At 73.5% G+C, this 23,826-nt stretch carries 22 protein-coding genes; 7 read left to right on the top strand and 15 right to left on the bottom strand.

The features are described 5' to 3' along the window. The 3 genes from G8D98_RS01680 to G8D98_RS01670 are packed head-to-tail and all read left to right on the top strand — an operon-like array spanning position 1 to position 2,342. Positions 1-1,137, top strand: a complete 1,137-nt coding sequence (locus G8D98_RS01680; RefSeq protein ID WP_166098216.1) for a glucose-6-phosphate dehydrogenase assembly protein OpcA — start codon at positions 1-3, stop codon at positions 1,135-1,137. Beyond that, positions 1,134-1,862 (top strand): 6-phosphogluconolactonase, encoded by a 729-nt coding sequence (gene pgl, locus G8D98_RS01675; RefSeq protein WP_166098213.1) that lies wholly within the window; start codon positions 1,134-1,136, stop codon positions 1,860-1,862. The genes G8D98_RS01680 and pgl overlap by 4 nt, the downstream gene beginning before the upstream one ends. Positions 1,863-1,868: 6 nt before the next feature. Beyond that, positions 1,869-2,342: a DUF3806 domain-containing protein gene (locus G8D98_RS01670; protein WP_166098209.1), complete on the top strand. Its 474-nt coding sequence runs from the start codon at positions 1,869-1,871 to the stop codon at positions 2,340-2,342. Positions 2,343-2,365: 23 nt separating this feature from the next. Here G8D98_RS01670 and G8D98_RS01665 read toward each other — a convergent pair whose 3' ends face one another. The 11 genes from G8D98_RS01665 to uvrA form a co-directional block, all read right to left on the bottom strand. Then, positions 2,366-2,716 carry an RNA polymerase-binding protein RbpA gene (locus G8D98_RS01665; protein WP_166098206.1) on the bottom strand — a complete coding sequence of 117 codons (351 nt, stop codon included), beginning with the start codon at positions 2,714-2,716 and terminating at the stop codon, positions 2,366-2,368. A 13-nt stretch (positions 2,717-2,729) separates the two neighbouring features. After that, positions 2,730-2,972, bottom strand: a complete 243-nt coding sequence (secG, locus tag G8D98_RS01660; RefSeq protein WP_166098205.1) for a preprotein translocase subunit SecG — start codon at positions 2,970-2,972, stop codon at positions 2,730-2,732. Positions 2,973-3,059: 87 nt separating this feature from the next. Next, complete coding sequence (tpiA, locus tag G8D98_RS01655) at positions 3,060-3,857, bottom strand: triose-phosphate isomerase (protein WP_166098202.1); 798 nt, start codon at positions 3,855-3,857, stop codon at positions 3,060-3,062. Then, entirely contained in the window at positions 3,858-5,063 is a 1,206-nt protein-coding gene (locus tag G8D98_RS01650) for a phosphoglycerate kinase (protein WP_166098200.1), read from the bottom strand. It abuts the gene before it with no gap. 21 nt (positions 5,064-5,084) lie between these two features. After that, a complete protein-coding gene (gap, locus tag G8D98_RS01645) occupies positions 5,085-6,089 on the bottom strand; it encodes a type I glyceraldehyde-3-phosphate dehydrogenase (protein ID WP_166098197.1) in 1,005 nt (334 codons plus the stop codon). A 160-nt stretch (positions 6,090-6,249) separates the two neighbouring features. Beyond that, positions 6,250-7,230 carry a DNA-binding protein WhiA gene (gene whiA, locus G8D98_RS01640; RefSeq protein WP_166098195.1) on the bottom strand — a complete coding sequence of 327 codons (981 nt, stop codon included), beginning with the start codon at positions 7,228-7,230 and terminating at the stop codon, positions 6,250-6,252. 21 nt (positions 7,231-7,251) lie between these two features. Next, a complete protein-coding gene (locus G8D98_RS15400; RefSeq protein ID WP_229661703.1) occupies positions 7,252-8,208 on the bottom strand; it encodes a gluconeogenesis factor YvcK family protein in 957 nt (318 codons plus the stop codon). Beyond that, positions 8,205-9,098, bottom strand: a complete 894-nt coding sequence (rapZ, locus tag G8D98_RS15395) for an RNase adapter RapZ (RefSeq protein ID WP_373868487.1) — start codon at positions 9,096-9,098, stop codon at positions 8,205-8,207. The genes G8D98_RS15400 and rapZ overlap by 4 nt, the downstream gene beginning before the upstream one ends. Beyond that, entirely contained in the window at positions 9,091-11,049 is a 1,959-nt protein-coding gene (gene uvrC, locus G8D98_RS01630; protein WP_166098192.1) for an excinuclease ABC subunit UvrC, read from the bottom strand. The genes rapZ and uvrC overlap by 8 nt, the downstream gene beginning before the upstream one ends. Positions 11,050-11,115: 66 nt before the next feature. Further along, positions 11,116-11,604 carry a Rieske (2Fe-2S) protein gene (locus tag G8D98_RS01625; protein ID WP_166098190.1) on the bottom strand — a complete coding sequence of 163 codons (489 nt, stop codon included), beginning with the start codon at positions 11,602-11,604 and terminating at the stop codon, positions 11,116-11,118. A gap of 87 nt (positions 11,605-11,691) precedes the next feature. Further along, positions 11,692-14,667: an excinuclease ABC subunit UvrA gene (gene uvrA / locus G8D98_RS01620; RefSeq protein ID WP_166098186.1), complete on the bottom strand. Its 2,976-nt coding sequence runs from the start codon at positions 14,665-14,667 to the stop codon at positions 11,692-11,694. A gap of 59 nt (positions 14,668-14,726) precedes the next feature. Here uvrA and G8D98_RS01615 point away from each other — a divergent pair, with 59 nt between their 5' ends. From G8D98_RS01615 to G8D98_RS01600, 4 genes are read left to right on the top strand one after another with little or no spacing between them, the layout of a single operon-like run. Then, the gene (locus G8D98_RS01615) at positions 14,727-16,517 is read left to right on the top strand and encodes a glycoside hydrolase family 15 protein (RefSeq protein ID WP_166098184.1); all 1,791 of its coding nucleotides are present in this window, start codon (positions 14,727-14,729) and stop codon (positions 16,515-16,517) included. 10 nt (positions 16,518-16,527) lie between these two features. Then, complete coding sequence (locus G8D98_RS01610; protein ID WP_166098181.1) at positions 16,528-17,223, top strand: maleylpyruvate isomerase family mycothiol-dependent enzyme; 696 nt, start codon at positions 16,528-16,530, stop codon at positions 17,221-17,223. 5 nt (positions 17,224-17,228) lie between these two features. Next, complete coding sequence (locus G8D98_RS01605; RefSeq protein ID WP_229661733.1) at positions 17,229-17,891, top strand: MBL fold metallo-hydrolase; 663 nt, start codon at positions 17,229-17,231, stop codon at positions 17,889-17,891. A gap of 55 nt (positions 17,892-17,946) precedes the next feature. Then, on the top strand, positions 17,947-18,819 hold the full coding sequence (locus G8D98_RS01600; protein ID WP_166098179.1) for an EamA family transporter: 873 nt from the start codon (positions 17,947-17,949) through the stop codon (positions 18,817-18,819). Positions 18,820-18,828: 9 nt separating this feature from the next. Here the strand turns inward: G8D98_RS01600 and G8D98_RS01595 are convergent, their stop codons facing one another. Genes G8D98_RS01595 through G8D98_RS01580 form a run of 4 tightly spaced genes read right to left on the bottom strand, consistent with a single transcriptional unit; the run spans position 18,829 to position 23,750 of the window. After that, on the bottom strand, positions 18,829-19,848 hold the full coding sequence (locus G8D98_RS01595) for a TerC family protein (RefSeq protein ID WP_229661705.1): 1,020 nt from the start codon (positions 19,846-19,848) through the stop codon (positions 18,829-18,831). Between the two features lie 54 nt (positions 19,849-19,902). Beyond that, positions 19,903-22,020, bottom strand: a complete 2,118-nt coding sequence (gene uvrB, locus G8D98_RS01590) for an excinuclease ABC subunit UvrB (protein WP_166098176.1) — start codon at positions 22,018-22,020, stop codon at positions 19,903-19,905. A 44-nt stretch (positions 22,021-22,064) separates the two neighbouring features. Continuing rightward, positions 22,065-23,252: a dephospho-CoA kinase gene (coaE, locus tag G8D98_RS01585; protein WP_166098171.1), complete on the bottom strand. Its 1,188-nt coding sequence runs from the start codon at positions 23,250-23,252 to the stop codon at positions 22,065-22,067. A 27-nt stretch (positions 23,253-23,279) separates the two neighbouring features. Then, entirely contained in the window at positions 23,280-23,750 is a 471-nt protein-coding gene (locus tag G8D98_RS01580) for a PPOX class F420-dependent oxidoreductase (RefSeq protein WP_166098169.1), read from the bottom strand. Positions 23,751-23,826 lie beyond the last annotated feature (76 nt).

Raw genomic sequence — 23,826 nt, 5'->3', positions numbered from 1 at the left:
GTGATCGTCGACCTGCCGAACACCTCGACCGGAGCCGTCTCCCGCCGGCTCGTCCAGCTGCGCGCCGACACCGGGGCGATGGCCCTCTCGCGGGTCCTCACCCTCGTCGTCGTCACCGAGGAGACCGACGCCGAGGACGCCGTCGAGGTGGCCAACGACGCCAGCCGACAGCATCCGTGCCGGATCATCGTCGTCGTCACCGGCAACCGGCGCGGCGCCGCCCGGCTCGACGGGCAGATCCGCGTCGGCGGTGACGCCGGCGCCTCCGAGGTCGTCGTCCTGCGGCTCTACGGGCCGCTCGCGGCCCACGGTCGGGCCGTCGTCACCCCCCTCCTCCTCGCGGACTCCCCCATCGTCGCGTGGTGGCCCGGTGACGCGCCCAAGGACCCCTCCGCGGACCCGATCGGCGCGATGGCCCAGCGCCGGGTGACCGACTCCGCACACACCGAGGGGCGCCCCCGTGCCGTGCTCAAGCGGCTCGCGGCGGCCTACCGCCCCGGCGACACCGACCTCGCGTGGTCCCGGGTCACCCTGTGGCGCGCGCTGCTCGCGGCCGCGCTCGACCAGCCCCCCTTCGAGCCGGTCACCGAGGCGACGGTCGTCGCCGCGCCCGAGTCCCCCTCCGGCGAGCTCCTCGCCGGCTGGCTCGCCGCCCGGCTGCGCTGCCCGGTCTCACTGGCCCGCTCCCGGCGGGGCACCGGCATCATCTCGGTGCGGCTGGAGCGGGCGAGCGGTACCGTCGACCTCGTCCGTCCCGAGGACGGCAACACCTCCACCCTGAGCCAGCCCGGCCAGCCGGACCGCACGCTCGCCCTGCAGCACCGCTCGGACGCGGAGTGCCTGGCCGACGAGCTGCGCCGCCTGGACCCCGACGAGGTGTACGAGGAGGCGCTCACCACCGGCCTGGCGGCCGTGCGCGCCTCGCGGCGCACCGCGAGCGAGGCCGTGCGGGCGGGCGACGCCCCCTCACCGTCCGAGGCGGCCAAGACCAGCCGGCGGCTGCGCCGGGCCGCGCGTGCGGCGGGAACGAGTGCCATGGTGGAGAAGATGCCGATGCCGGCCGACGACGCCTCCGGGGAGCAGGTGCAGCAGGCGGCCGCCGAGCGGCTGGCCGAGATCACGGAGCGCCGGTCGTGAGCGCCGCCCCCGTCCTGGTCCACCCCGGCCGACAGGCCCTCGCCGACGCCTCCGCGGCCCGCCTCGTCGTGGCGCTGCTCGACGCCCTCGCGGAACGCGACCGCGCGCACGTGTCGATGACCGGCGGGTCGATGGGTTCGCAGATCGTCCGCTCGCTCGCCGCGGAGCCGGCCCGCGACGCCGTCGACTGGGGACGGGTGCACGTCTGGTGGGGGGACGAGCGCTACCTCCCGGCGGGCGACCCCGACCGCAACGACACCCAGAACGACGAGGCCGGGCTCGCGAGCCTCGGGCTGCCGCCGGGGAACGTCCACCGGGTCCCGGGGCCCGACCTCACCGCGAGCGCCGAGGACGCGGCCGAGGCGTACGCAGCCGCGCTGGAGGAGCACGCGGTCGACCTCTTCGACGTCATGGTCCTCGGTGTCGGCCCGGACGGTCACGTCGCCTCCCTCTTCCCCCACCACCCCGCCGCGCCGACGGCCGGCCGGCCGACGGTCGCGGTGCACGACTCCCCCAAGCCACCTCCGGACCGGGTCTCGCTGACCCGCGAGCGGCTCGAGCGCTCCCGGGAGGTGTGGTTCCTCGTCGCCGGCGGTGACAAGGCCGACGCCGTGCGCCGCGGTGTGCAGGGGTCCTCCTTCGCCGAGACCCCGGCCGCGAACGTCCACGGCGAGCAGCGCACGCTGTGGCTGCTCGACGCGGACGCCGCAGCGGACCTGGGCTGAGGCGCCATGGGACTGTTGGACCGCTGGCGCACCCGCGACCGCGACCCGGTGGCGGCCGACGACGACGCCGACCCCGCGCCCGAGGTGCGCCCCCTGACGGAGGTCCTCACCCGCCCGCTCGACGCCGAGGAGGAGGCCCGCCTCGAGGCCTACCGGCTGCGCTACCCGGCCTACGGCATCGACCCCGGGGACATCGTCTCGCTCGCCACGGCGTGGGCCCGCGCGCTGGCCCGGGACGACGACGGCGTGGCGGCCGAGGTGGTCACGGTCTTCGGCACCGCCATCGGGGACCACCTCGTCGACCAGGGCTACCGTTGGGTCGTCAGCACCGACCCGTTCGGCACCGACCTGGCGGTCGAACCCCCACGGCGCGGCGTGCCCGTCGTCGTGCGCACCCTCGTCGCGGTGCGCTGGATGCAGCGCGAGGCCGGGTGGGTCGAGGGAGTCGTCGGACACCTGGCGCGGGCCGCACGGCGCTGACCGCCCCCGGCGGCGTCACCGGCTCACTGGATGAGGCCGCGCCCCCGCAGGCTCTCGAGGGCCTCCTCGAGGATGGCGGCGCCGTCCTCGTCGGAGCGGCGCTCCTTGACGTACGCGAGATGGGTCTTGTAGGGCTCCACCTTCGGCGGCGCCGGGGGGTTGTCGCGGTCCTGCCCCGCGGGGAAGCCACAGCGGGGGCAGTCCCACTGCTCGGGAACCGCCAGCCCGGGCTCCTCGGCGAAGCTCGGCCGGGTCTCGTGCCCGTTGGAGCACCAGAACGACACGAAGCGACGTGGGGCCGCCTCGCCACGTTCGGCCTCCCCCATCGGACCCGCGCCGACGCGCGAGCCACGGATCGCGTTGCCACCAGCCATCAGTCAGCCCCTCTCAGGCGAACCGCTCGAGGACGCCGAGACCGACGACGCAGGTGAACCACACCGCGGCCACGCCGACCGTGATCCGGTCGAGGTTGCGCTCGGCCACCGAGGAACCGCCGAGCGAGCTCGACATCCCACCACCGAACATGTCCGACAGACCGCCCCCCTTGCCCTTGTGGAGCAGGATGAGCAGGGTGAGGAACAGGCCACCGAGGACCAGGAGGACCTGGAGGCCGATGCGAACCGCGTCCACGGGGATCCTTCGCGTGTGGGGTCGGAGAACCGGACCAGGATAACCGGTCCCGCGCCGGGCCTCACGACCCGGTCCGAGGGTGCCGGGTCAGCTCGCGGTGAGGTGGTCCCGGTAGCGGCAGATCGCCGCGAACTCTCCGGCCTCGAGGGCGGCCCCCCCGACGAGGGCCCCGTCCACGTCGTCCTGGGCCATGATGGACGCGACGTTGCCGGACTTGACCGACCCGCCGTAGAGCACGCGGACACCGTCGGCGAGAGCGCTGTCGTAGAGCTCGGCGAGCTTGCCGCGGATCGCGGCGCACACCTCCTGGGCGTCCTCGGGAGTGGCCACCTCGCCGGTGCCGATGGCCCACACCGGCTCGTAGGCGACGACCACGCTCGCGGCCTGCTCGGCGGGGATCTGTGCGAGCCCGGCCTCGACCTGGGCGAGCACGTGCTCGACGTGCGTGCCGGCCTGGCGGACCTCGAGGCCCTCTCCGACGCAGAAGATCGGGGTGAGCCCGTGCCGGTAGGCCGCCTGGAGCTTGAGGTTGACCACGTCGTCGCCCTCGGCGTGGTACTCGCGCCGCTCGCTGTGGCCGACGACGACGTAGGTGCACCCGAGCTTGGCGAGGAAGGCACCGCTGATCTCGCCGGTGTAGGCGCCGGAGTCGTGGACGGACAGGTCCTGGGCACCGTGCCGGAGCTCGAGGCGGTCACCGTCGATGAGCGTCTGGACGCTGCGGATGTCGGTGAACGGCGGCAGGACCGCGACCTCGACGGCGCTGAAGTCGTGCTTGCCGTCCCGCAGGGTCCACTCGAGCTTCTGGACGAGGTGGGTGGCCTGGAGGTGGTCCAGGTTCATCTTCCAGTTCCCCGCCATGAGCGGGGTGCGGCCGGTGGCCATTCAGTGCTCCTTCGTGAGGATCGCGATGCCGGGCAGCTCCTTGCCCTCGAGGTACTCGAGGGAGGCTCCGCCCCCGGTGGAGATGTGACCGAACTGGTCGTCGGCGAAGCCGAGCTGGCGCACAGCCGCGGCGGAGTCGCCACCGCCGACGACGGTGAGCGCCCCGGAGGCCGTGGCGTCGACGAGGGCCTGGGCCACCGCCGCGGTGCCGGCGGCGAAGGGCGCCATCTCGAAGGCACCCATCGGCCCGTTCCAGAAGACGGTGCGGGCGTCGGCGAGCTTGGCGGCGTACAGCCGGGCCGACTCCGGGCCGATGTCCAGGCCCATGGCGTCCGCGGGGATCGCGTCCGCCGGGACGGTCTCGGTCGGGGTGTCGGCGGAGAACTCGGTGCCGACGACGATGTCGACGGGCAGGACGAGCTCGACGCCCTCGCGCTCGGCCCGCTCGAGGTAGCCGGCGCAGGCCTGGACGCTGTCGGCGTCGAAGAGGCTCTTGCCGATCTCGTGGCCCTGCGCGGCGAGGAAGGTGAAGACCATCCCACCGCCGATGAGCAGCCGGTCCGCGGTGCCCATGAGGTTGTCGATGACGGCGAGCTTGTCGGCGACCTTCGCCCCACCGAGGACGACGGCGTAGGGCCGCTCGGGGTGCTCGGTGAGCGCCCGCAGGACCTCGACCTCGTCGTGCACCAGCCCACCCATGGCCGAGGGCAGCCGGGTGGCGACGTCGTACACGGAGGCCTGCTTGCGGTGCACGACGCCGAAGCCGTCGGAGACGTAGGCGTCGGCGAGGCCCGCGAGGGCGTCGGCGAACTCGGCCCGGTCCTCGTCGGCCTTGGCCGTCTCCCCCGGGTTGAACCGGAGGTTCTCCAGGAGGACGACGTCGCCGTCGGCCATCGCCTCGACGGCCGCCCGGGCCGACTCGCCGACGGTGTCCTCGGCGAAGGTGACCGGGCGCCCGAGCAGCTCGGCGAGCCGCGCCACGACCGGGCGCAGGGAGTAGCGCTCCTCGGGAGCGCCCTTGGGCCGGCCGAGGTGGGCGCACACGATGACGCGCGCCCCCGCCTCGGCCAGCCGGGAGATCGTCGGGACCGAGGCCCGGACCCGCCCGTCGTCGGTGATCGTCGTCCCGTCCAGCGGCACGTTGAGGTCTGACCGGACGAGGACGCGCTTGCCGCGCAGGTCGCCCAGGGAGGCGATGTCAGCCATGGGTCGCTCGGTCCCCCGCGCTCAGAGGCTGCCGCCGACGAGGGCGGTGATGTCGACGAGGCGGTTGGAGTAGCCCCACTCGTTGTCGTACCAGCCGACGACCTTGACCTGGTTGCCGATGACCTTGGTCAGGCCCGAGTCGAAGATGCACGAGCTCGGGTCGGTGACGATGTCGGCCGAGACGATCGGGTCCTCGGTGTACTTCAGGTAGCCCTTGAGCGGGCCCTCGGCGGCCGCCTTGACGATCGCGTTGACCTCCTCGACGGTCGTCTCGCGCCCGGCCTCGAAGGTGAGGTCGGTCGCGGAGCCGGTCGGGGTGGGCACGCGCAGCGCGTAGCCGTCGAGCTTGCCCTTGAGGTCGGGCAGGACCAGGCCGATGGCCTTGGCGGCGCCCGTGCTCGTCGGGATGATCGACAGCGCGGCGGCACGGGCCCGGCGCAGGTCCTTGTGCGGGCCGTCGAGCAGGTTCTGGTCCTGGGTGTAGGCGTGCACGGTGGTCATCAGGCCCTTGACGATGCCGAGCTCGTCGTTGAGGGGCTTGGCCATCGGCGCGAGGCAGTTCGTCGTGCACGAGGCGTTGGAGATGACGTGGTGGCTGCTCGGGTCGTAGTCGCCGTCGTTGACGCCCATGACGAACGTGGCGTCCTCGTTCTTCGCCGGCGCCGAGATGATGACCTTCTTCGCCCCACCGTCGAGGTGGGCGCGGGCCTTCGTCGCGTCGGTGAAGATGCCCGTGGACTCGATGACCACGTCCGCGCCGACCTCGCCCCAGGGGATGTCCGCGGGGTTGCGCTCGGCGAAGACCTTGATCGTCTTGTCGCCGACGGTGATGGAGTCCTCGGTGGCCGAGACCTCGTCGGCGAGCACGCCGAGCACGGAGTCGTACTTGAGCAGGTGCGCGATGGAGGTGTTGTCCATGAGGTCGTTGGCGGCGACGATCTCGATGTCGGCGCCGGACGCCTGTACCGCGCGGAAGAAGTTGCGCCCGATGCGGCCGAAGCCGTTGATGCCTACGCGAACGGTCACTTGCCTTGCCTTCCGATGGGGAGGGATGTGACGTGGGTGGTCCCACGTCCCTGTGGTCCACACCCCACCCTAGACCTCGGCCCGGAGGGCCTGCGCACCGTCCGGCCCGTGGGCCGCACAGCCGGGAAACGGCTCTCCTCGTGAGACGCCGTCGGCCCGCTCAGCCCTCGAGCATCTCCGGGGTGAGCACGGCCTCGGTGTCGGGCACGCCCTCCTCCTGGGCCTTCTTGTCGGCCATGGCGAGCAGGCGCCGGATCCGGCCGGCGACGGCGTCCTTGGTCATCGGCGGGTCGGCGAGCTGGCCGAGCTCCTCGAGCGAGGCCTGCTTGTGCTCCAGGCGCAGCTGCCCGGCGTCGCGCAGGTGGTCGGGGATCTCCTCGCCGAGGATCTCCAGCGCCCGCTCGACGCGCGCTCCGGCGGCCACCGCCGCCCGGGCCGATCGCCGCAGGTTGGCGTCGTCGAAGTTGGCGAGCCGGTTGGCGGTGGCCCGCACCTCGCGCCGGATCCGCCGCTCCTCCCAGGACAGGACCGCGTCGTGGGCGCCCAGGCGGGTGAGCATCGCCCCGATGGCGTCGCCGTCGCGGATGACGACGCGGTCGACCCCGCGGACCTCGCGCGCCTTGGAGGCCAGCCCCAGCCGGCGCGCGGCCCCGACGAGGGCGAGGGCGGCCTCCGGGCCGGGGCAGGTCACCTCCAGCGCCGAGGAGCGGCCGGGCTCGGTGAGCGATCCGTGGGCGAGGAACGCGCCCCGCCAGGCCGCCTCGGCGTCGCACACGGAGCCGCTGACGACCTTGGCGGGCAGCCCGCGGACCGGCCGACCGCGGGTGTCGATCAGCCCGGTCTGGCGGGCCAGGGCCTCCCCGTCGTGGACCACCCGCACGACGTAGCGGCTGCCCTTGCGCAGCCCGCCGGCCGCGAGCACGAGGACCTCGGGGGTGTGCCCGTACACCTCGGCGAGCTCGCGGCGCAGCCGCCGCGCGGCGCTGGCGGTGTCGAGCTCGGCCTCGACGACGATGCGTCCCCCGATGATGTGCAGCCCCCCGGCGAACCGGAGCATCGCGGCCACCTCGGCCTTGCGGCAACAGGGCTTGGTCACGACGTGCCTGCTCAGCTCGTCCTTCACCTTCGCCGTCATCGCCATAGCGGGACATCCTGCCACGCGTCAGTGTGCCGGTCGCGGGCTGTACAGGATGTCTCTCAGCGCTGCGGCGTACCGCAGGGGGTCGTGCTGACCGCCGCCGCCGTGCCGCCCGACCGGGACGACGTGCAGGGCCGCCCCGAGCCGCCCGGCGTGCTCGGCGAGCGCGCTCTCGTCCTCGACGACGTCGGGGTCGGCGAGCACGGCGTCGAGCCGCAGGCCGGGCGCGAGCGCCGCGAAGGACTCCAGGTGCTGTGCCGCGCTGAAGCCTGCGGTCTCCCCCGAGCCGGGGTCGAGGTTGAGCACGAGCAGCCGGCGCGCGCGGGTCACCTCGAGCGCCTCGGCGAGGTCGGGCACGAGCAGGTGCGTCATCACCGAGGTGAACCACGAGCCCGGGCCGAGGACCACCCAGTCCGCGCCCCGGATCGCGGCGACCGACTCGGGGTAGGCCGGCGGGTCGGTCGGCAGGAGCCGGATGCTCTCGACCGTCCCGGCGCTCACCGCGACCCGGGCCTGGCCACGCACCGTCTGCCGGGCCGTGGGGTCCGCGGGGTCGAGGCCGCTGACGACGGCCTCGATGTCGAGCGGCACCGCGGCCATCGGCAGGACCCGACCGCGGGCCTGGAGCAGGCGGCCGACGAGGTCGAGCCCCGCCACGGGGTCCTCGTGCAGCTGCCAGAGGGCGACGATGAGCAGGTTGCCCAAGGCGTGCCCACCGAGCGGGCCGTCGCCGGCGAACCGGTGCTGGAGCACGTCGCGCCAGGTGTGCCCCCACTCGGTGTCGTTGCACAAGGCCGCGAGCGCCATCCGCAGGTCGCCGGGGGGCAGGACGCCGAGCTCCTCGCGCAGCCGGCCGCTGGAGCCGCCGTCGTCGGCCACCGTGACGACCGCAGTGATCTCGTCGGTGACGAAGCGCAGGGCGGTCAGGGTGGCGCTGAGCCCGTGCCCGCCCCCGAGTGCCGTGACGGCCGGGCCGCTCACTCGCGCCCCAGGTCGCGGTGGACGACGAAGCTGGCCACGGTCTCGTCGGCGAGCCGCCGGGAGAGCGCCTCCGCGACGGCCACCGACCGGTGCTTGCCTCCGGTGCAGCCGACGGCGATCGTCGCGTAGCGCCGCCCCTCGCGCCGGTAGCCCGCGGTGACCGGCTCCATGAGGGCCACGACCCGCTCGACGAACGTGCCGGCACCCTCCTGCTCCATGACGTAGGACGCGACCGGCTCGTCGACCCCGGTGAGCGAGCGCAGCTCGGGCACCCAGAACGGGTTGGGCAGGAAGCGCATGTCGAAGACGAAGTCGGCGTCGAGCGGGACCCCGTACTTGAAGCCGAAGGACATCACCGCGAGCCGCAGGCTCGGGCCGTGCGAGGCGCCGGCGATCGGGTCGAGCTTGCGGGCGAGCTGGTGGACGTTCAGGCCGGAGGTGTCGATGACGACGTCGGCGTCCGCACGCAGGTCGCGCAACAGCTCGCGCTCGGCCTGGATGCCGTCGAGCAGGCGACCGTCCCGCTGGAGGGGGTGCGGGCGCCGGACGCTCTCGAAGCGTCGGACGAGCGCCTCGTCGGTGGCGTCGAGGAAGACGAGCTGGGCCCGCCATCCACGGTCGCGGACGGCGGCCAGCCCCTCGCGCAGCTCGCTGGTGAACGTCATGGCCCGCACGTCGACGACCGCGGCGATCCGCAGGACGGGGTGGCCGGTGTCGCGGGCCTGGGTCGCGAGCTCGGCCATGGCGGGGATCAGCTGGGGGGGCAGGTTGTCGACGACGTACCAGCCGTGGTCCTCGAGGACGTTGGCGGCCGTCGAGCGCCCCGCTCCGCTCATCCCGCTGACGACGAGGAAGACCGCCCCCGCTGCCCCTGCCAACTGCTCATCCACGGCGTGCTCCTTCGTCCTCGACGACCTCGCCGGTCACGGGGTCGACGGCCGGCAGCTCCGGCTCGGCCGACCCCAACTCTGCCGCAACCGTGGCCGCCAGCCCAGGCCCGATCCCCGGGACCTCGATGAGCTCCTCGAGCGAGGCCGCGCGGATCCGCTTGACCGAGCCGAACCGCTTCAGCAGCGCCTGCCGACGCTTCTCGCCGAGCCCGGGCACGGCGTCGAGGGCGCTGCGGGTCATCGCCGTCGAGCGCCGCTGGCGGTGGAAGGTGATGGCGAAGCGGTGGGCCTCGTCACGCAGCCGCTGGAGGAGGTAGAGACCCTCGCTGGAGCGGGGCAGGACGACCGGGTGCTCCTCGCCGGGGAGCCACACCTCCTCGAGCCGCTTGGCCAGCCCGACGACCGCGACGTCGACCGCCCCCACCTCCTCGAGAGCGCGGGCGGCGGCATTGACCTGGGGCAGCCCGCCGTCGACGACGACGAGGTTCGGGGTGTAGGCGAAGCGGGCCGGGCGCTCCCGCCCCTCGGCGACGTCCTGGTCGCGCTCCGCGGCCTCCTGGCGGCCCCGACGGAACCGGCGGGTCAGCACCTCGTGCATGGCGGCGGTGTCGTCGGTGGCGCCGGTCTCGTCCCCGCGGACGACGAACCGGCGGTACTCGGACTTGCGCGGCAGCCCGTCCTCGAAGACGACCATGGACCCGACGACCTGGGTCCCCTGGACGTGGCTGATGTCGAAGCACTCGACGCGCAGCGGTGCGTCGTCGAGGTCGAGCATCTCCTGCAGCTGCTGGAGTGCCTGGCTCCGGGTCGTCAGGTCACCGGCCCGGGTGACCTTGTGCCGGGCCAGGCTCTGGGAGGCGTTGCGGGCGACCGTCTCCATGAGCGTGCGCTTGTCCCCTCGCTGCGGGACGCGGAGGTCGACCCGGCTGCCGCGGATACCGGCGAGCCACGCCCCGAGGGCACCGGCGTCCTCGGGCAGGACCGGGACGAGGACCTCCCGGGGCACCCCCTCGGCCGACTCGCCGCCGTACACCTGCTGCAGGAGGTGCTCGACCACCTCCGGGGTGGTCTCGGCGTCGCGCTCGGCCACCCAGCCGCGCTGACCCCGGACCCGTCCGCCGCGCACGTGGAAGAGCTGGACGGCGACCTCGAGCTCGTCCTCGGCGAGCCCGAAGACGTCGGCGTCGGTCGCGTCGGGCAGCACGACGGCCGACTTCTCCAGGACGCGCTCCAGGGCCCCGATGTCGTCGCGCAGCCGGGCGGCCCGCTCGTAGTCGAGCTCGGCGGCGGCCTGGCGCATCTCGCGGGTCATCCGGGTGAGGAACTTCCCGCTGTTGCCGGCCATGAAGTCGCAGAAGTCCTCGGCGATGGCACGATGGTGGGCGGCGTCGACCCGCCCGACGCACGGTGCACTGCACTTGTCGATGTAGCCGAGCAGACAGGGACGGCCCACCTGGCCGGCGCGCTTGAAGACGCCGGTTGAGCAGGTGCGCATGGGGAAGACCCGCATGGCCAGGTCGAGCGTCTCGCGGATCGCCCAGGCGTGGGCGTACGGGCCGAAGTACCGCGTGCCCTTGCGCTTGGCCCCGCGCATGACCATCGCCCGGGGGAACTCCTCGCCCATCGTCACCGCGAGGTAGGGGTAGGACTTGTCGTCGCGGTACCTGACGTTGAAGCGCGGGTCGAACTCCTTGATCCACGCGTACTCGAGCTGGAGGGCCTCGACCTCGGTCGTGACGACCGTCCACTCGACGCTCGCGCCGGTGCGCACCATCGTCGCGGTGCGGTGGTGGAGCGCGGCCACGTCCTGGAAGTACGACGACAGCCGCTGGCGCAGGTTCTTGGCCTTGCCGACGTAGATGACCCGACCCTCGCGGTCGCGGAACCGGTAGACGCCGGGCTCGGTGGGGATCTCCCCCGGCGCGGGGCGGTACGTCGACGGGTCGGCCACTCCCCAACCCTAGGCGTGCCCACTCACACCGGCGGCCCGGTGGGCGCCGCCGGGGCCCGGCGCCGCTCAGGTGACGGTGATGCCGTCCCCGTCGACGCTCACCGACTTCTCGGGCAGCGGGTCGGTGGCCGGCCCCTGGCGGACCTCCCCGGTGGAGATGTCGAACTGGCTGCCGTGGCAGGGGCACTCGATGACACCGTTCTCGACGGAGTCGACCTGGCAGCCGGAGTGCGTGCACACCGACGAGAAGGCCTTGTAGTCGCCGTCGGTGGGCTGGGTGACGACGGCCTGGATGGCCTCGAAGACCTTCCCCCCGCCGACGGGGATCTGGGCTGCCTCGACGAGGTCGGAGGCTGCCGAGCCGGCGGCGGAGGCGGCCGAGCTGGCGGCACCGGCCGCCGAGCTCGCGGCCTGCTCGACGTCGTCGGACCCGCACCCGGCGAGCAGCCCGGCGCCGGTGACGGCGACTCCGGCCACGCCGACGGCGTGCAGGGTCTGGCGGCGCCCGACGCGCGGGGGCTGCGCGGTGGACGGGTCGGGGGTGGCGGTCGTCATCGGGTGCTGCCTCTCATCCGGTGGCTGGTGCACCCCAGTATCCCGTCGGGCCCTGGACGTCGCCTGTGGAACGCCTGGGGGCACCCGTCAGCCGGCCCTGCGGGCGCGCTTCGTCCTCGGCGTCGGCTCACGCCGGGCCCGCGCGCCGCGCGCCGCCGTCGCCGAGGCCCGGCGCGGTGCCGCCGTCCGTGCGGTCTTGGCGAGCACGGGTGCGAGGAAGCGCCCGGTGTGCGACTCCTCGAGCGCGGCCACGTGCTCGGGGGTGCCCTCGGCGACGACCCGGCCGCCTCCGTTGCCGCCCTCGGGCCCGAGGTCGACGATCCAGTCCGCCGACTTGACGACGTCGAGGTTGTGCTCGATGACGATGACCGTGTTGCCCTTGTCGACGAGCCCCTGGAGCACCCCGAGGAGCTTGCGGATGTCCTCGAAGTGCAGCCCGGTGGTGGGCTCGTCGAGGACGTACACGGTGCGGCCGGTGGAGCGCTTCTGCAGCTCGGCGGCCAGCTTGACGCGCTGCGCCTCCCCACCGGAGAGCGTCGGGGCCGGCTGGCCGAGGCGCACGTAGCCCAGCCCGACGTCGCTCAGGGTGCGCATGTGCCGGGCGATCGCGGGCACCGCCGAGAAGAAGTCGGCGGCCTCCTCGATGGGCATGTCGAGCACGTCGGCGATCGTGCGCCCCTTGAAGTGCACCTCGAGGGTCTCGCGGTTGTACCGGGCTCCGTGGCAGACCTCGCACGGCACGTAGACGTCCGGGAGGAAGTTCATCTCGATCTTGATCGTGCCGTCGCCGGAGCACGCGTCGCAGCGCCCACCCTTGACGTTGAAGGAGAACCGGCCCGGCTGGTACCCGCGGATCTTGGCCTCCTCGGTCGTGGCGAAGAGCTTGCGGATGTGGTCGAAGACCCCGGTGTAGGTGGCCGGGTTCGAGCGAGGCGTGCGCCCGATCGGGCTCTGGTCGACGTGGACGACCTTGTCGAGGTGGTCCAGGCCGGTGACCGACTTGTGCCGGCCGGGCACGTGCCGGGCGCCGTTCAGCTTGTTCGCCAGGACGTTGTAGAGGATGTCGTTGACGAGCGTGCTCTTGCCCGACCCGGAGACCCCGGTGACCGCGACGAGGTTGCCGAGGGGGAAGCCGACGGTGACGTTGTCGAGGTTGTGCTCGGTGGCCCCGACGACAACGACCTCCCGGCCACGCCCCTGCGGTCGGCGGACCGAGGGCGTGGGGATCTCGCGCCGGCCCGAGAGGTACTTCCCGGTCAGCGAGTCCGGGTGGCTCAGCAGGTCGGCGACGGTGCCGGAGTGCACCACCTGGCCGCCGTGCTCGCCGGCTCCCGGGCCGATGTCGACGACCCAGTCGGCGGTGGCGATGGTGTCCTCGTCGTGCTCGACGACGATCAGCGTGTTGCCGAGGTCGCGCAGCCGGGTGAGGGTCTCGATGAGCCGGTGGTTGTCGCGCTGGTGGAGGCCGATGCTCGGCTCGTCGAGGACGTAGAGCACCCCGACGAGGCCGGAGCCGATCTGGGTCGCGAGCCGGATCCGCTGCGCCTCGCCCCCGGAGAGCGTGCCGGCGGGCCGGTCGAGGCTGAGGTAGTCCAGCCCGACGTCGAGCAGGAAGCCGAGCCGCGCGTCGATCTCCTTGATGACCCGGGCGGCGATCTGGCGCTCGCGCTCGGTGAGGTCGACGTCGGCGAAGAACCGGGCGGCCTCGGCGATCGGCAGGGCCGAGACCTGCGCGATCGAGCGCCCTCCGACGAGCACGGCGAGAGACTCGGGCTTCAGGCGGGCCCCCTGGCACACCGGGCAGGGCACCTCGCGCATGTACCCCTCGTAGCGCTCACGGCTCCAGTCGGACTCGGTCTCGGCATGCCGCCGCTTGACGAACGGGATGGCGCCCTCGAAGCCCGTGGAGTAGGAGCGCTCACGGCCGAACCGGTTGCGGTAGCGGACGTGCACCTTGTGGTTGCGCCCGGTGAGCAGGGCGTCCCGGGCCTTCTTCGGCAGCTCGCGCCACGGGACGTCCATGGAGAAGCCCAGCTCGTCGGCGAGCCCGCCCATGACCCGTTGGAAGTAGTCGGCCGCCCCCGAGGCCGTCGCCCAGGGCGCGATCGCCCCCTGGGCGAGGCTGAGGTCCTCGTCCGGCACGACGAGCTCGGGGTCGACCTCGAGCTCGGTGCCGATGCCCGTGCACTCCGGGCACGCCCCGAAGGGGCTGTTGAAGGAGAACGAGCGCGGCTCGACCTCGTCCATGGACAGCGGGTGGTCGTTGGGGCAGGCCATCCGCTCCGAGAACCGGCGCTCGCGCTCGGGGTCCTCCTGCGCGCGGTCGACGAAGTCGACGACGACCACCCCGCCCGCGAGCCCGAGGGCGGTCTCGACCGAGTCGGTCAGCCGCCGCTTGGCCGAGGAGTCCTGCGCCCCCTTGGCCACGAGCCGGTCGACGACGACCTCGATGGTGTGCTTGACCTGCTTCTCGAGCGCCGGGGGCTCGGTGAGCGCGACGACCTCGCCGTCGACCCGCGCCCGGGAGAAGCCCTTGGCCTGCAGCTCGGCGAAGAGGTCGACGTACTCCCCCTTGCGGGCACGCACGACCGGCGCGAGCAGCTGGAAGCGGGTGCGCTCGGGCAGCTCGAGCAGGCGGTCGACGATCTGCTGGGGGCTCTGGCGGGTGATCGGCTCACCGCACACCGGGCAGTGCGGCCGCCCGGCCCGGGCGAAGAGCAGCCGCAGGTAGTCGTAGACCTCGGTGATGGTGCCGACCGTGGAGCGCGGGTTGCGGTTGGTGGACTTCTGGTCGATGGAGACCGCCGGGGAGAGCCCCTCGATGAAGTCGACGTCCGGCTTGTCCATCTGCCCGAGGAACTGGCGGGCGTAGGCCGACAGCGACTCGACGTAGCGGCGCTGCCCCTCGGCGAAGATCGTGTCGAAGGCCAGCGAGGACTTGCCCGAGCCGGACAGACCGGTGAAGACGACGAGGGCGTCGCGGGGCAGCTCGATGCTCACGTCCTTGAGGTTGTGCTCCCGGGCGCCACGGACGAGGAGGTGGTCATGACTCACGACGGCCATGCTAGGTGGACCCACCGACAGCCCCCTCATCAGCGGCGAGGGACGTCTAGGGTCGTCGGGTGAGCACCCCCATCGGCGAGTACGCCCTCCTCGGCGACACCGAGCGCGCGGCCCTCGTCAGCCGGCACGGCGCCGTCGACTGGCTCTGCCTGCCCCGGTTCGACTCCCCCGCCTGCTTCGCCTCGCTGCTCGGCACCGACGAGCACGGGAGGTGGTTCCTCGGGCCGGTCGAGGAGGCCACGACGACCCGCACCTACCGTGCGGACAGCTTCGTCCTCGACACCGTCCACGAGACCGCCGGCGGCCGGGTGCGGGTCACCGACCTCATGCCGTTCGGTGACGGCCGCAGCGACCTGGTGCGCGTCGTCGAGGGTCTCGAGGGCGAGGTCGAGATGGACCACGAGTGGGTCGTGCGTACCGCGTACGGTGCCGTCCTGCCCTGGGTCTCGCGGGTCCGCGACGCCGCGGGCACCCCCGCGATCCGCGCCGTCGCGGGGCCGGACATGCTCGTGCTGCGCGGCACCCGGCTCCCCGAGCCGGCGGACCACCGCCACCGCGACCGCTTCACGGTGGGTGCCGGGGAGAGGCTCGAGTTCGCGATGACGTGGGCACCGTCCTGGTGCGAGGTGCCGGAGGCGCTCGAGATCGCCACCCGGGTCGAGGAGACGGTCGGTCACTTCGAGTCCTGGGCCGGGCGCAGCCGCCACCGCGGCCCGTACCGGGAGGCCGTGACCCGCTCGCTCCTCGTCCTGCGGCTGCTCACGGACGAGGTGCGCGGGGGCATCGTCGCCGCGCCCACGACGAGCCTGCCCGAGGCCCTCGGGGGGTCACGCAACTGGGACTACCGCTACTGCTGGCTGCGCGACGCCTCGCTCACCCTCGAGGCCCTGCTCGGCTGCGGCTACCTCGAGGAGACCAGGCTGTGGCGCGACTGGCTCGTGCGGGCCGTCGCCGGCGACCCGGCGGACCTGCAGATCATGTACGCCGTCGACGGCTCCCGCGACCTGCCAGAGCGCGAGCTGGACCACCTCCCCGGCTACGCCGGCTCCCGCCCGGTCCGGGTGGGCAACGGGGCGGTCGACCAGCAGCAGAGCGACGTCCTCGGAGAGGTGATGATCGCCCTGGACCGGGCCCGGCGTCTCGGCGTGAGCGAGTCCGGCCAGACGTGGGCGGTCCAGCGTGCGCTCGTCGACGACCTCGCCGACCACTGGGACCAGCGCGACCACGGCCTGTGGGAGATCCGCGGGCCGGCCCAGCACTTCACGCACTCGCGGGTCATGGTGTGGGCGGCCTTCGACCGGGCCGTACGCGCCGTGGAGGAGGACGGCCACGACGGGGACGTCGAGCGCTGGCGCGTGCTGCGGGACCGGGTGCACGACGAGGTCTGCCGACGGGGCTACGACGCCGAGCGGAACACCTTCACCCAGCACTACGAGACCCATGAGGTCGACGCGGCCCTCCTCGTCATCCCGGCCGTGGGCTTCCTGCCCCCGGACGACCCCCGGGTGCTCGGCACCGTGCGCGCCGTCGAGGAGGACCTGCTGCGGGACGGCTTCCTCCTGCGCTACCGCACCCGGTCCGGCGTCGACGGGCTCGACGGGGACGAGAGCCCGTTCCTCGCCTGCTCCTTCTGGCTCGTGGAGGCCTACGCGCGCACCGGCCGGCTCGAGGAGGCGCACGCCCTGATGCGGCGCCTGCTCGCGGTGCGTACCGACCTCGGCCTGCTCGCCGAGGAGTACGACCCGCGGACCGGCCGGCTCCTCGGAAACTTCCCCCAGGCGTTCTCCCACCTCGCGCTCGTCCAGGCGGCCCTCGCGCTCGCCGAGGCCGACGGGGCCGCCCCGGGGTAGCGTCGAGGCCATGGCCCTGAGCACCACCGACCAGCTCGCCGCGCTCCAGCGGCACACCCGCCGGCTCGAGGCGACGGCGGACTCCCTCGAGGACGTCTCCGGGCCGAGCCTGTGCCCCGGCTGGACCCGCGGGCACGTCCTGGCGCACCTCGCGCGCAACGCCGAGGCCCTCGCCCGGGTGGCGCGGGCGGCCGTCGAGGGCACCGGCGAGGCGATGTACCCCTCCGACGAGGCCCGGGACGCCGAGGTCGAGGAGGGGGCGCACCGCGACGCCCGGACCCAGGCGGCGGACCTGCGCGCGAGCGACCAGATCGTCGCCCGGGCCCTCGCGGCGCTCGGCCCCGAGCACGCCGAGTACCGTCTCGAGCGCACCCCGGGGGGCCGGCTGGTGCCCGCCGGGCGCCTGCCGTTCATGCGGCTGCGCGAGGTCGTCCTGCACCACCTCGACCTCGACGCCGGGTTCGGCCTGGCTGACGTCGAGCCCGACCTCGTCGAGGACCTGCTCCTCGAGGAGGTCACCCGGCTGCGGGCCTGCGACCCGCCACCCGACGTCACGATCCGCACCACCGAGGGTGAGCAGTGGAGCGTCGGGCTCGGGAGCGTCGAAGTCACCGGCGACCGGGTCGGCGTGCTCGGCTGGCTCGCCCGTGGGGTCACCGAGGGGGTCTCCGGCAGCCCGCTGCCGCGCCTGCCCGAGGGCCGGTGAGCGAGGTGGGCTACACCGGCGCCGTCGTCCCCGCGGGCCCGAGCGACGTGCGCGAGCTCGGCACCGCCACCCTGCGCAAGGCCGCGGTCTCGACGATGCACAACAACGTCTACCTGCTCACGTGCACCGCGACCGGCGAGCAGCTCATGGTCGACGCCGCCGACGACCCCGGACGCTGCCTCGACCTCGTCGCGGAGGGGACCGGCCGGCTGGACCACCTCGTGACGACCCACCAGCACTGGGACCACGTCCGGGCGCTCGAGGAGGTGGCGCGCGCCACGGGAGCCCGCACCTACGCCGGGGAGGACGACGCGGACGCGCTGCCGCTGCCGCCGGACGTCCGCCTCCGCCACGGCGACACCGTGCGCGTCGGCGAGCTGACCCTCGACGTCGTGCACCTGCGGGGCCACACGCCCGGGTCGGTGGCGCTCGCCTGGCGGGCACCCGAGGGCCGCACCCACCTGTTCACCGGGGACTCCCTCTTCCCCGGCGGCGTCGGGAACACCAAGAACCCCGGGCAGAGCTTCGAGTCGCTGTACGCCGACGTGGTCGAGCGCGTCTTCGACGTCTACGACGACGACACCTGGTTCTACCCCGGGCACGGCGACGACGGCACCCTCGGTGCCGAGCGCCCCCACCTGGGCGAGTGGCGCGAGCGCGGCTGGTGACGCCCGCCGTGGGACGCCCGCCCGGCGTCCGGTCCGGGCTGGCTAGCCTGACGCGGTGACGCTCGCCGACCGGGTCCCCGCTCCGGCGCTCGTCCTCACCGGCATCGTGTCGGTCCAGCTCGGCGGCGCCCTGGCGCAGACCCTCGTCCCGGTCGTCGGGGCCGGGGGGTCGGTCGTCCTGCGGCTGCTCTTCGCGACCGGGCTCCTGCTCGTCCTCGTCCGTCCCCGGTGGCGTGGGCATCCTCCGCGGGCCTGGGCGACCGTGGGCGCCTTCGGGGTGGCCCTCGGCCTGATGAACTTCGCGTTCTACGGATCCCTCGCCCACCTGCCGATCGGCGTCGCGGTGACCATCGAGTTCGTCGGGCCGCTCGCGCTCGCGGCCTCGCTCTCGCGCCGGCTGCTCGACGGTGTCGCCGTGCTGGCCGCGGCCGCCGGCGTCGTGCTCATCTCCGAGGCGCTGGCCGTGCCGGTGGCGCAGCTCGAGTGGACCGGCATCCTCCTCGCCCTGACGGCCGGGGCCTTCTGGGCCGCCTACATCGTCCTGTCCCGGCGCGCGGGGTCGCAGTTCCCGCGCCTGGAGGGGCTCGCCCTGGCCATGGTGTGGGCCACCGTCCTCATGCTCCCGTTCGGCGTGGCGAGCGTGCCGACGTGGACGGGGGCGACGGTGCTCAAGGGGCTGGGGATCGCGGTGCTCTCCTCCGCCCTGCCCTACTCTCTCGAGCTGCTCGCCCTGCGTCGGCTGCGCCCCCAGGTGTTCGGCGTCCTGCTCAGCCTGGAGCCGGCGTGCGCGGCCCTGGCCGGGCTCGTCGTCCTCGGGCAGCGGCTCGCCCCGGGCCAGGTCGCCGGGATGGCGCTCGTCGTCGCCGCGTCCACGCTCGTCCTCGGCCTCGGGGCCCGCGGCGAGCCGGAGGCGGTCACCGGCACGTGAGCGACCGGCTCAGCCGTCGGCGAGCTCGGGGTGGCGGCGGGTCGCCCACAGGCTGGCGACCGTCGTCACCCCGAGGATGACGACGATCGCGCCGAGCGAGACGGCGATCGGGATCTCCGGCACCGGGAGCGGCTGCCCCCCGTTGACGAAGGGGAGGTCGTTCTCGTGCAGGGCGTGCAGCACCAGCTTGACCCCGATGAACGCCAGGAGCACGGCCAGCCCGTAGCTGAGGAAGACCAGCTTGCGCAGCAGGCCGCCGATGAGGAAGTAGAGCTGGCGCAGCCCCATGAGGGCGAAGAGGTTCGCGACGAGGACGAGGTAGGCCTCGTCGGTGAGCCCGTAGATCGCGGGGATCGAGTCGAGGGCGAAGAGCAGGTCGGTCGTGCCGAGCGCGAGGATGACGAAGAACAGCGGCGTCGCGGTCCGGGCCGCCCCGTCCCGGACGAACAGCCGGGTCCCCTCGTACCGCTCGGTCGCGGGGAAGCGGCCCGCGGCCCAGCGCATGAACCGGTTTTGCTCGTACTCGTCGTCGCTCGTGTCGCCCCCTCGGGCCAGCCGGACGGCGGTGTAGACGAGGAAGGCCCCGAAGACGTAGAAGATCCAGCTGAAGCTGTTGATCGCCGCGGCGCCGACGGCGATGAAGATCCCGCGCAGGACGATCGCGATGACGATGCCGACCATGAGCGCGAACTGCTGGAGCTTCTCGGGGACGGAGAAGCTCGCCATGATGAGGATGAAGATGAACAGGTTGTCCACCGAGAGCGAGTACTCGGTGAGCCAGCCGGCGAAGAACTCCCCGGCCAGCCGCCCACCGGCCAGCCACCACAGGGCCAGCCCGAAAACCACCGCGGCGCCCACGTAGACGGCGAGGGCCGTGACGAGCTCGCGCGTCGAGGGTCGGTGCGGACGACGGGCGATGACCGCCACGTCGAAGGCGAGGACGAGCGCGGCGACGCCGACGGTCGCCCACCACACCCACGGGGCGAGGTCGAGGCCGTCCGTCGCCGTGGGGAGCGTGGCAGGCAGCACGGCGCCAGCCTAGCCGGGCCCGGTGCGCCCGGCCCGGGTGGCCGCCGGCCGCGCCTACCGGGTGGCCTCGCTCATCTGGCGCAGCTCCTTCTTCAGGTCGCCGATCTCGTCGCGCAGCCGGGCCGCGAGCTCGAAGTGCAGGTCACCGGCCGCCTGGTGCATCTGGGTCGTCAGCTCCTGGATGAGGTTGGCCAGCTCGGTGGCGGGCAGGTCCGCGCCGCGGCGCGACCCCAGCGCGGCGTCGGCGTCGGCCGCGACGGCACCCCGGCCCGGGCGACCCCCGTCGGCCTTGCCGCGCGAGCGCGCCCGACCGGAGCCGAGGAGCTCCTGGGTGTCGGCGTCCTCGCGCTGGAGCATGTCGGTGATGTCGGCGATCCGCTTGCGCAGCGGCTGCGGGTCGATGCCGTGCTCGCGGTTGTACGCGAGCTGCTTCTCCCGGCGCCGGCGGGTCTCCTCGACCGCCTGGCGCATCGACGGCGTCATCGAGTCGGCGTACATGTGCACCTGCCCGGAGACGTTGCGCGCGGCCCGGCCGATGGTCTGGATCAGGCTGCGCGCCGAGCGCAGGAAGCCCTCCTTGTCGGCGTCGAGGATGGCCACGAGCGAGACCTCGGGCAGGTCGAGGCCCTCGCGCAGCAGGTTGATGCCGACGAGCACGTCGAACTCGCCGAGCCGCAGCTCGCGCAGCAGCTCGACTCGGCGCAGGGTGTCGATGTCGGAGTGCAGGTAGCGCACCCGCACTCCCTTGTCGAGGAGGTAGTCGGTGAGGTCCTCGGCCATCTTCTTGGTCAGCGTCGTCACCAGGACGCGCTCGTGGCGTTCGGTGCGCACGGTGATCTCGTGCAGCAGGTCGTCGATCTGGCCCTTCGTCGGCTTGAGCACCACCTCGGGGTCGACCAGGCCGGTCGGGCGGATGACCTGCTCGACGACGCCGTTGCTCTTGGCGACCTCGTAGTCCCCCGGCGTGGCCGAGAGGTAGACCGTCTGACCGATCCGCTCGAGGAACTCCTCCCACTTCAGCGGGCGGTTGTCCATCGCCGAGGGCAGCCGGAAGCCGTGCTCGACGAGGGTGCGCTTGCGCGACATGTCCCCCTCGTACATCGCCCCGATCTGCGGCACGGTCTGGTGGGACTCGTCGATGACGAGGAGGAAGTCCTCGGGGAAGTAGTCGAGCAGGCAGTTCGGCGCGCTGCCCGGGGAGCGGCCGTCGATGTGCATCGAGTAGTTCTCGATGCCCGAGCACGAGCCGATCTGACGCATCATCTCGATGTCGTAGGTCGTGCGCATCCGCAGCCGCTGGGCCTCGAGGAGCTTGCCCTGACGCTCGAACGCCGCGAGCTGCTCCTCGAGCTCGGCCTCGATGCCGGCGATGGCCCGCTCCATCCGCGCCGGACCGGCGACGTAGTGCGAGGCGGGGAAGACGTACATCTCCTGCTCCTCGCGCACGATCTCCCCGGTGAGCGGGTGGAGCGTGTAGAGCCGCTCGACCTCGTCCCCGAACAGCTCGATGCGCACGGCGAGCTCCTCGTAGACGGGGATGATCTCGACGGTGTCGCCGCGCACCCGGAAGGTCCCGCGGGTGAACGCCAGGTCGTTGCGGGTGTACTGCATCTGGACGAACTTGCGCAGCAGGTCCTCGCGGTTCACCTCGTCACCCACCCGCAGGGGCACCATCCGGTCGACGTACTCCTGCGGCGTCCCGAGGCCGTAGATGCACGAGACCGAGGCGACGACGACGACGTCGCGCCGGGTGAGCAGGCTGTTGGTCGCCGAGTGCCGCAGCCGCTCGACCTCGTCGTTGATCGAGGAGTCCTTCTCGATGTAGGTGTCGGTCTGGGGGACGTAGGCCTCGGGCTGGTAGTAGTCGTAGTAGCTGACGAAGTACTCGACGGCGTTGTGCGGCAGCAGCTCACGGAACTCGTTGGCCAGCTGGGCGGCGAGGGTCTTGTTCGGGGCCATGACGAGCGTGGGTCGCTGCACCTGCTCGACGAGCCAGGCCGTCGTCGCCGACTTGCCGGTGCCCGTGGCGCCGAGGAGGACGACGTCCTGCTCGCCCGCCCGCACCCGGCGGGCGAGCTCGGCGATCGCCGTGGGCTGGTCGCCGGAGGGCGAGAACTCCGAGACGACCTCGAACGGGGCGACCCGGCGCTGCAGGTCGGTGGTGGGGCGCATGCCTCTACGGTAGGCGGCGCCACCGACACCCGCGTGCCTCGGGCTCAGCCCTCAGGTGGTCCCCACCCGCTCGCGCCGGCCCAGTCCCGGGCGCGGCCCCAGGCCCGGTCGAACCACGGCTCCTTGGCGGCCGCGTACTCCTCGGTGCTGACCAGCCGCGCGGCCAGGCCCGCCTTCGTCGCGGCGTACTCGTCCCGCTCCCCCGGCTGCGCGCGCAGCCAGTCGCGAAAGAGGAGGGCGAACTCCCAGCCGGGCGACCCGACCTCGCGCACGTGCACGTGGGCCACCCGGCCGGGGTCGCACGAGCCGTGGAACCGCTTCGGCCAGGGCCTGCCGTCGTGGCCGACGTCCGCGGTGACGTCCTCGACCCGCGGGAAGCCGGCGCGCGCCATCGCCTCGACGAAGCGCGCCGTGTCCGCCTCGGCGAGCGAGCGGACCCCGACCTGGAGGTCGACGATGTCCTTGGCGGGCAGCCCGGGCACGGCCGTCGACCCGATGTGGTCGAGGGTCTGCGCGACCTCCCCCACGGCGTACCGGACCCTGGCCAGCAGGCGGGCGGCGGCCGACGGCCACGTCGGGTCCGGTGGGCTGAGGACGGCGGCGGGCAGCGTGCTGCGCACCCCGGTGGCGAGGTTGGCCGCGAACGGCTCGAGCCGCTCGTGCAACAGCCGCCGGACGGCCACGCCGAGCGCCTCCACGCCACCCTCGTTCTCGAGCCAGACGTCCGCGGCCGCACGGCGCTCCTCGTCACCGGCCTGGGCGGCGATCCGTGCCCGGGCGTCCTCCTCGGACATCCCGCGCAGGGTGACCAGCCGTGCCAGCCGGGTCTCCTCGCTCGCCCCGACGACGAGGACGAGGTGGTACTCCCCCGCCATCCGCTGCTCGACGAGGAGGGGCACGTCGTGGACGAGGACGGCCCCCGCGGGCACCTCGGCGACGAGCTGGGCGGTCCGTGCCCGGATGGCCGGGTGCGTCACCGCCTCGAGGTCGGCCCGGGCCTCGGGGTCGGCGAAGACGAGCCGTCCCAGCGCCGCCCGGTCCAGGGAACCGTCCGCGGTGAGGACGCCGGGCCCGAAGCGGCGCTCGACCGCCGCGAGCCCCGGGGTGCCGGGCGCGAGGACCTCGCGGGCGAGCGCGTCCGCGTCGACGACGTGGGCGCCGAGGCCGGCGAGCACCGCCGCCGCCGTCGACTTCCCCGAGCCGATCCCCCCGGTGAGCCCGACACGCAGCATGCGGCCGACCCTACCGACGCGGCACGCTCAGGAGCCGGCGAGCCGCGCGGGGAACCCCCCGGTCGCGACCGGGGACCACCGGGTCGGGGAGATCCGCAGCAGCGACTTGCCCTGCTCGACCATCGCGCGGCGGTACTCGTCCCAGTCCGGGTGCTCCCCGGAGATCGTGCGGAAGTACTCGACGAACGGCTCGACGTCGTCCGCGGCCTCGATGACCTCGGCCTCGCCGTCGACCTGCACCCAGGCGCCGCCGAAGTCGTCGGAGAGGACGAGGACGCTGCAGCGCGGGTCGCGCCGCGCGTTGCGCACCTTGGCGCGCTCCGGGTAGCTCGTGACGACGATCCGCCCGGAGCGGTCCACACCACCGGTCACCGGGGACGCCTGCGGGCGGCCGTCCGACCCGCGCGTCGTGAGCAGGACCATGTGGTGGCGCGGCCGGACGAAGTCCAGCAGGCCCTCCAGGTCGACGGTCGTGGTCGTCGCGACGGTACGTGCCATGGCCCGACGCTACCTCCCCGAGGTCGCCCGGGACGCCGAGACCCGGGCCCCCTCAGGGGCCCGGGTCTCGATGGGA

The organism is Phycicoccus endophyticus (genome assembly GCF_011326735.1).
Classification (GTDB): domain Bacteria; phylum Actinomycetota; class Actinomycetes; order Actinomycetales; family Dermatophilaceae; genus Phycicoccus; species Phycicoccus endophyticus.
This window is presented reverse-complemented; position numbering and strand designations above follow the sequence as displayed.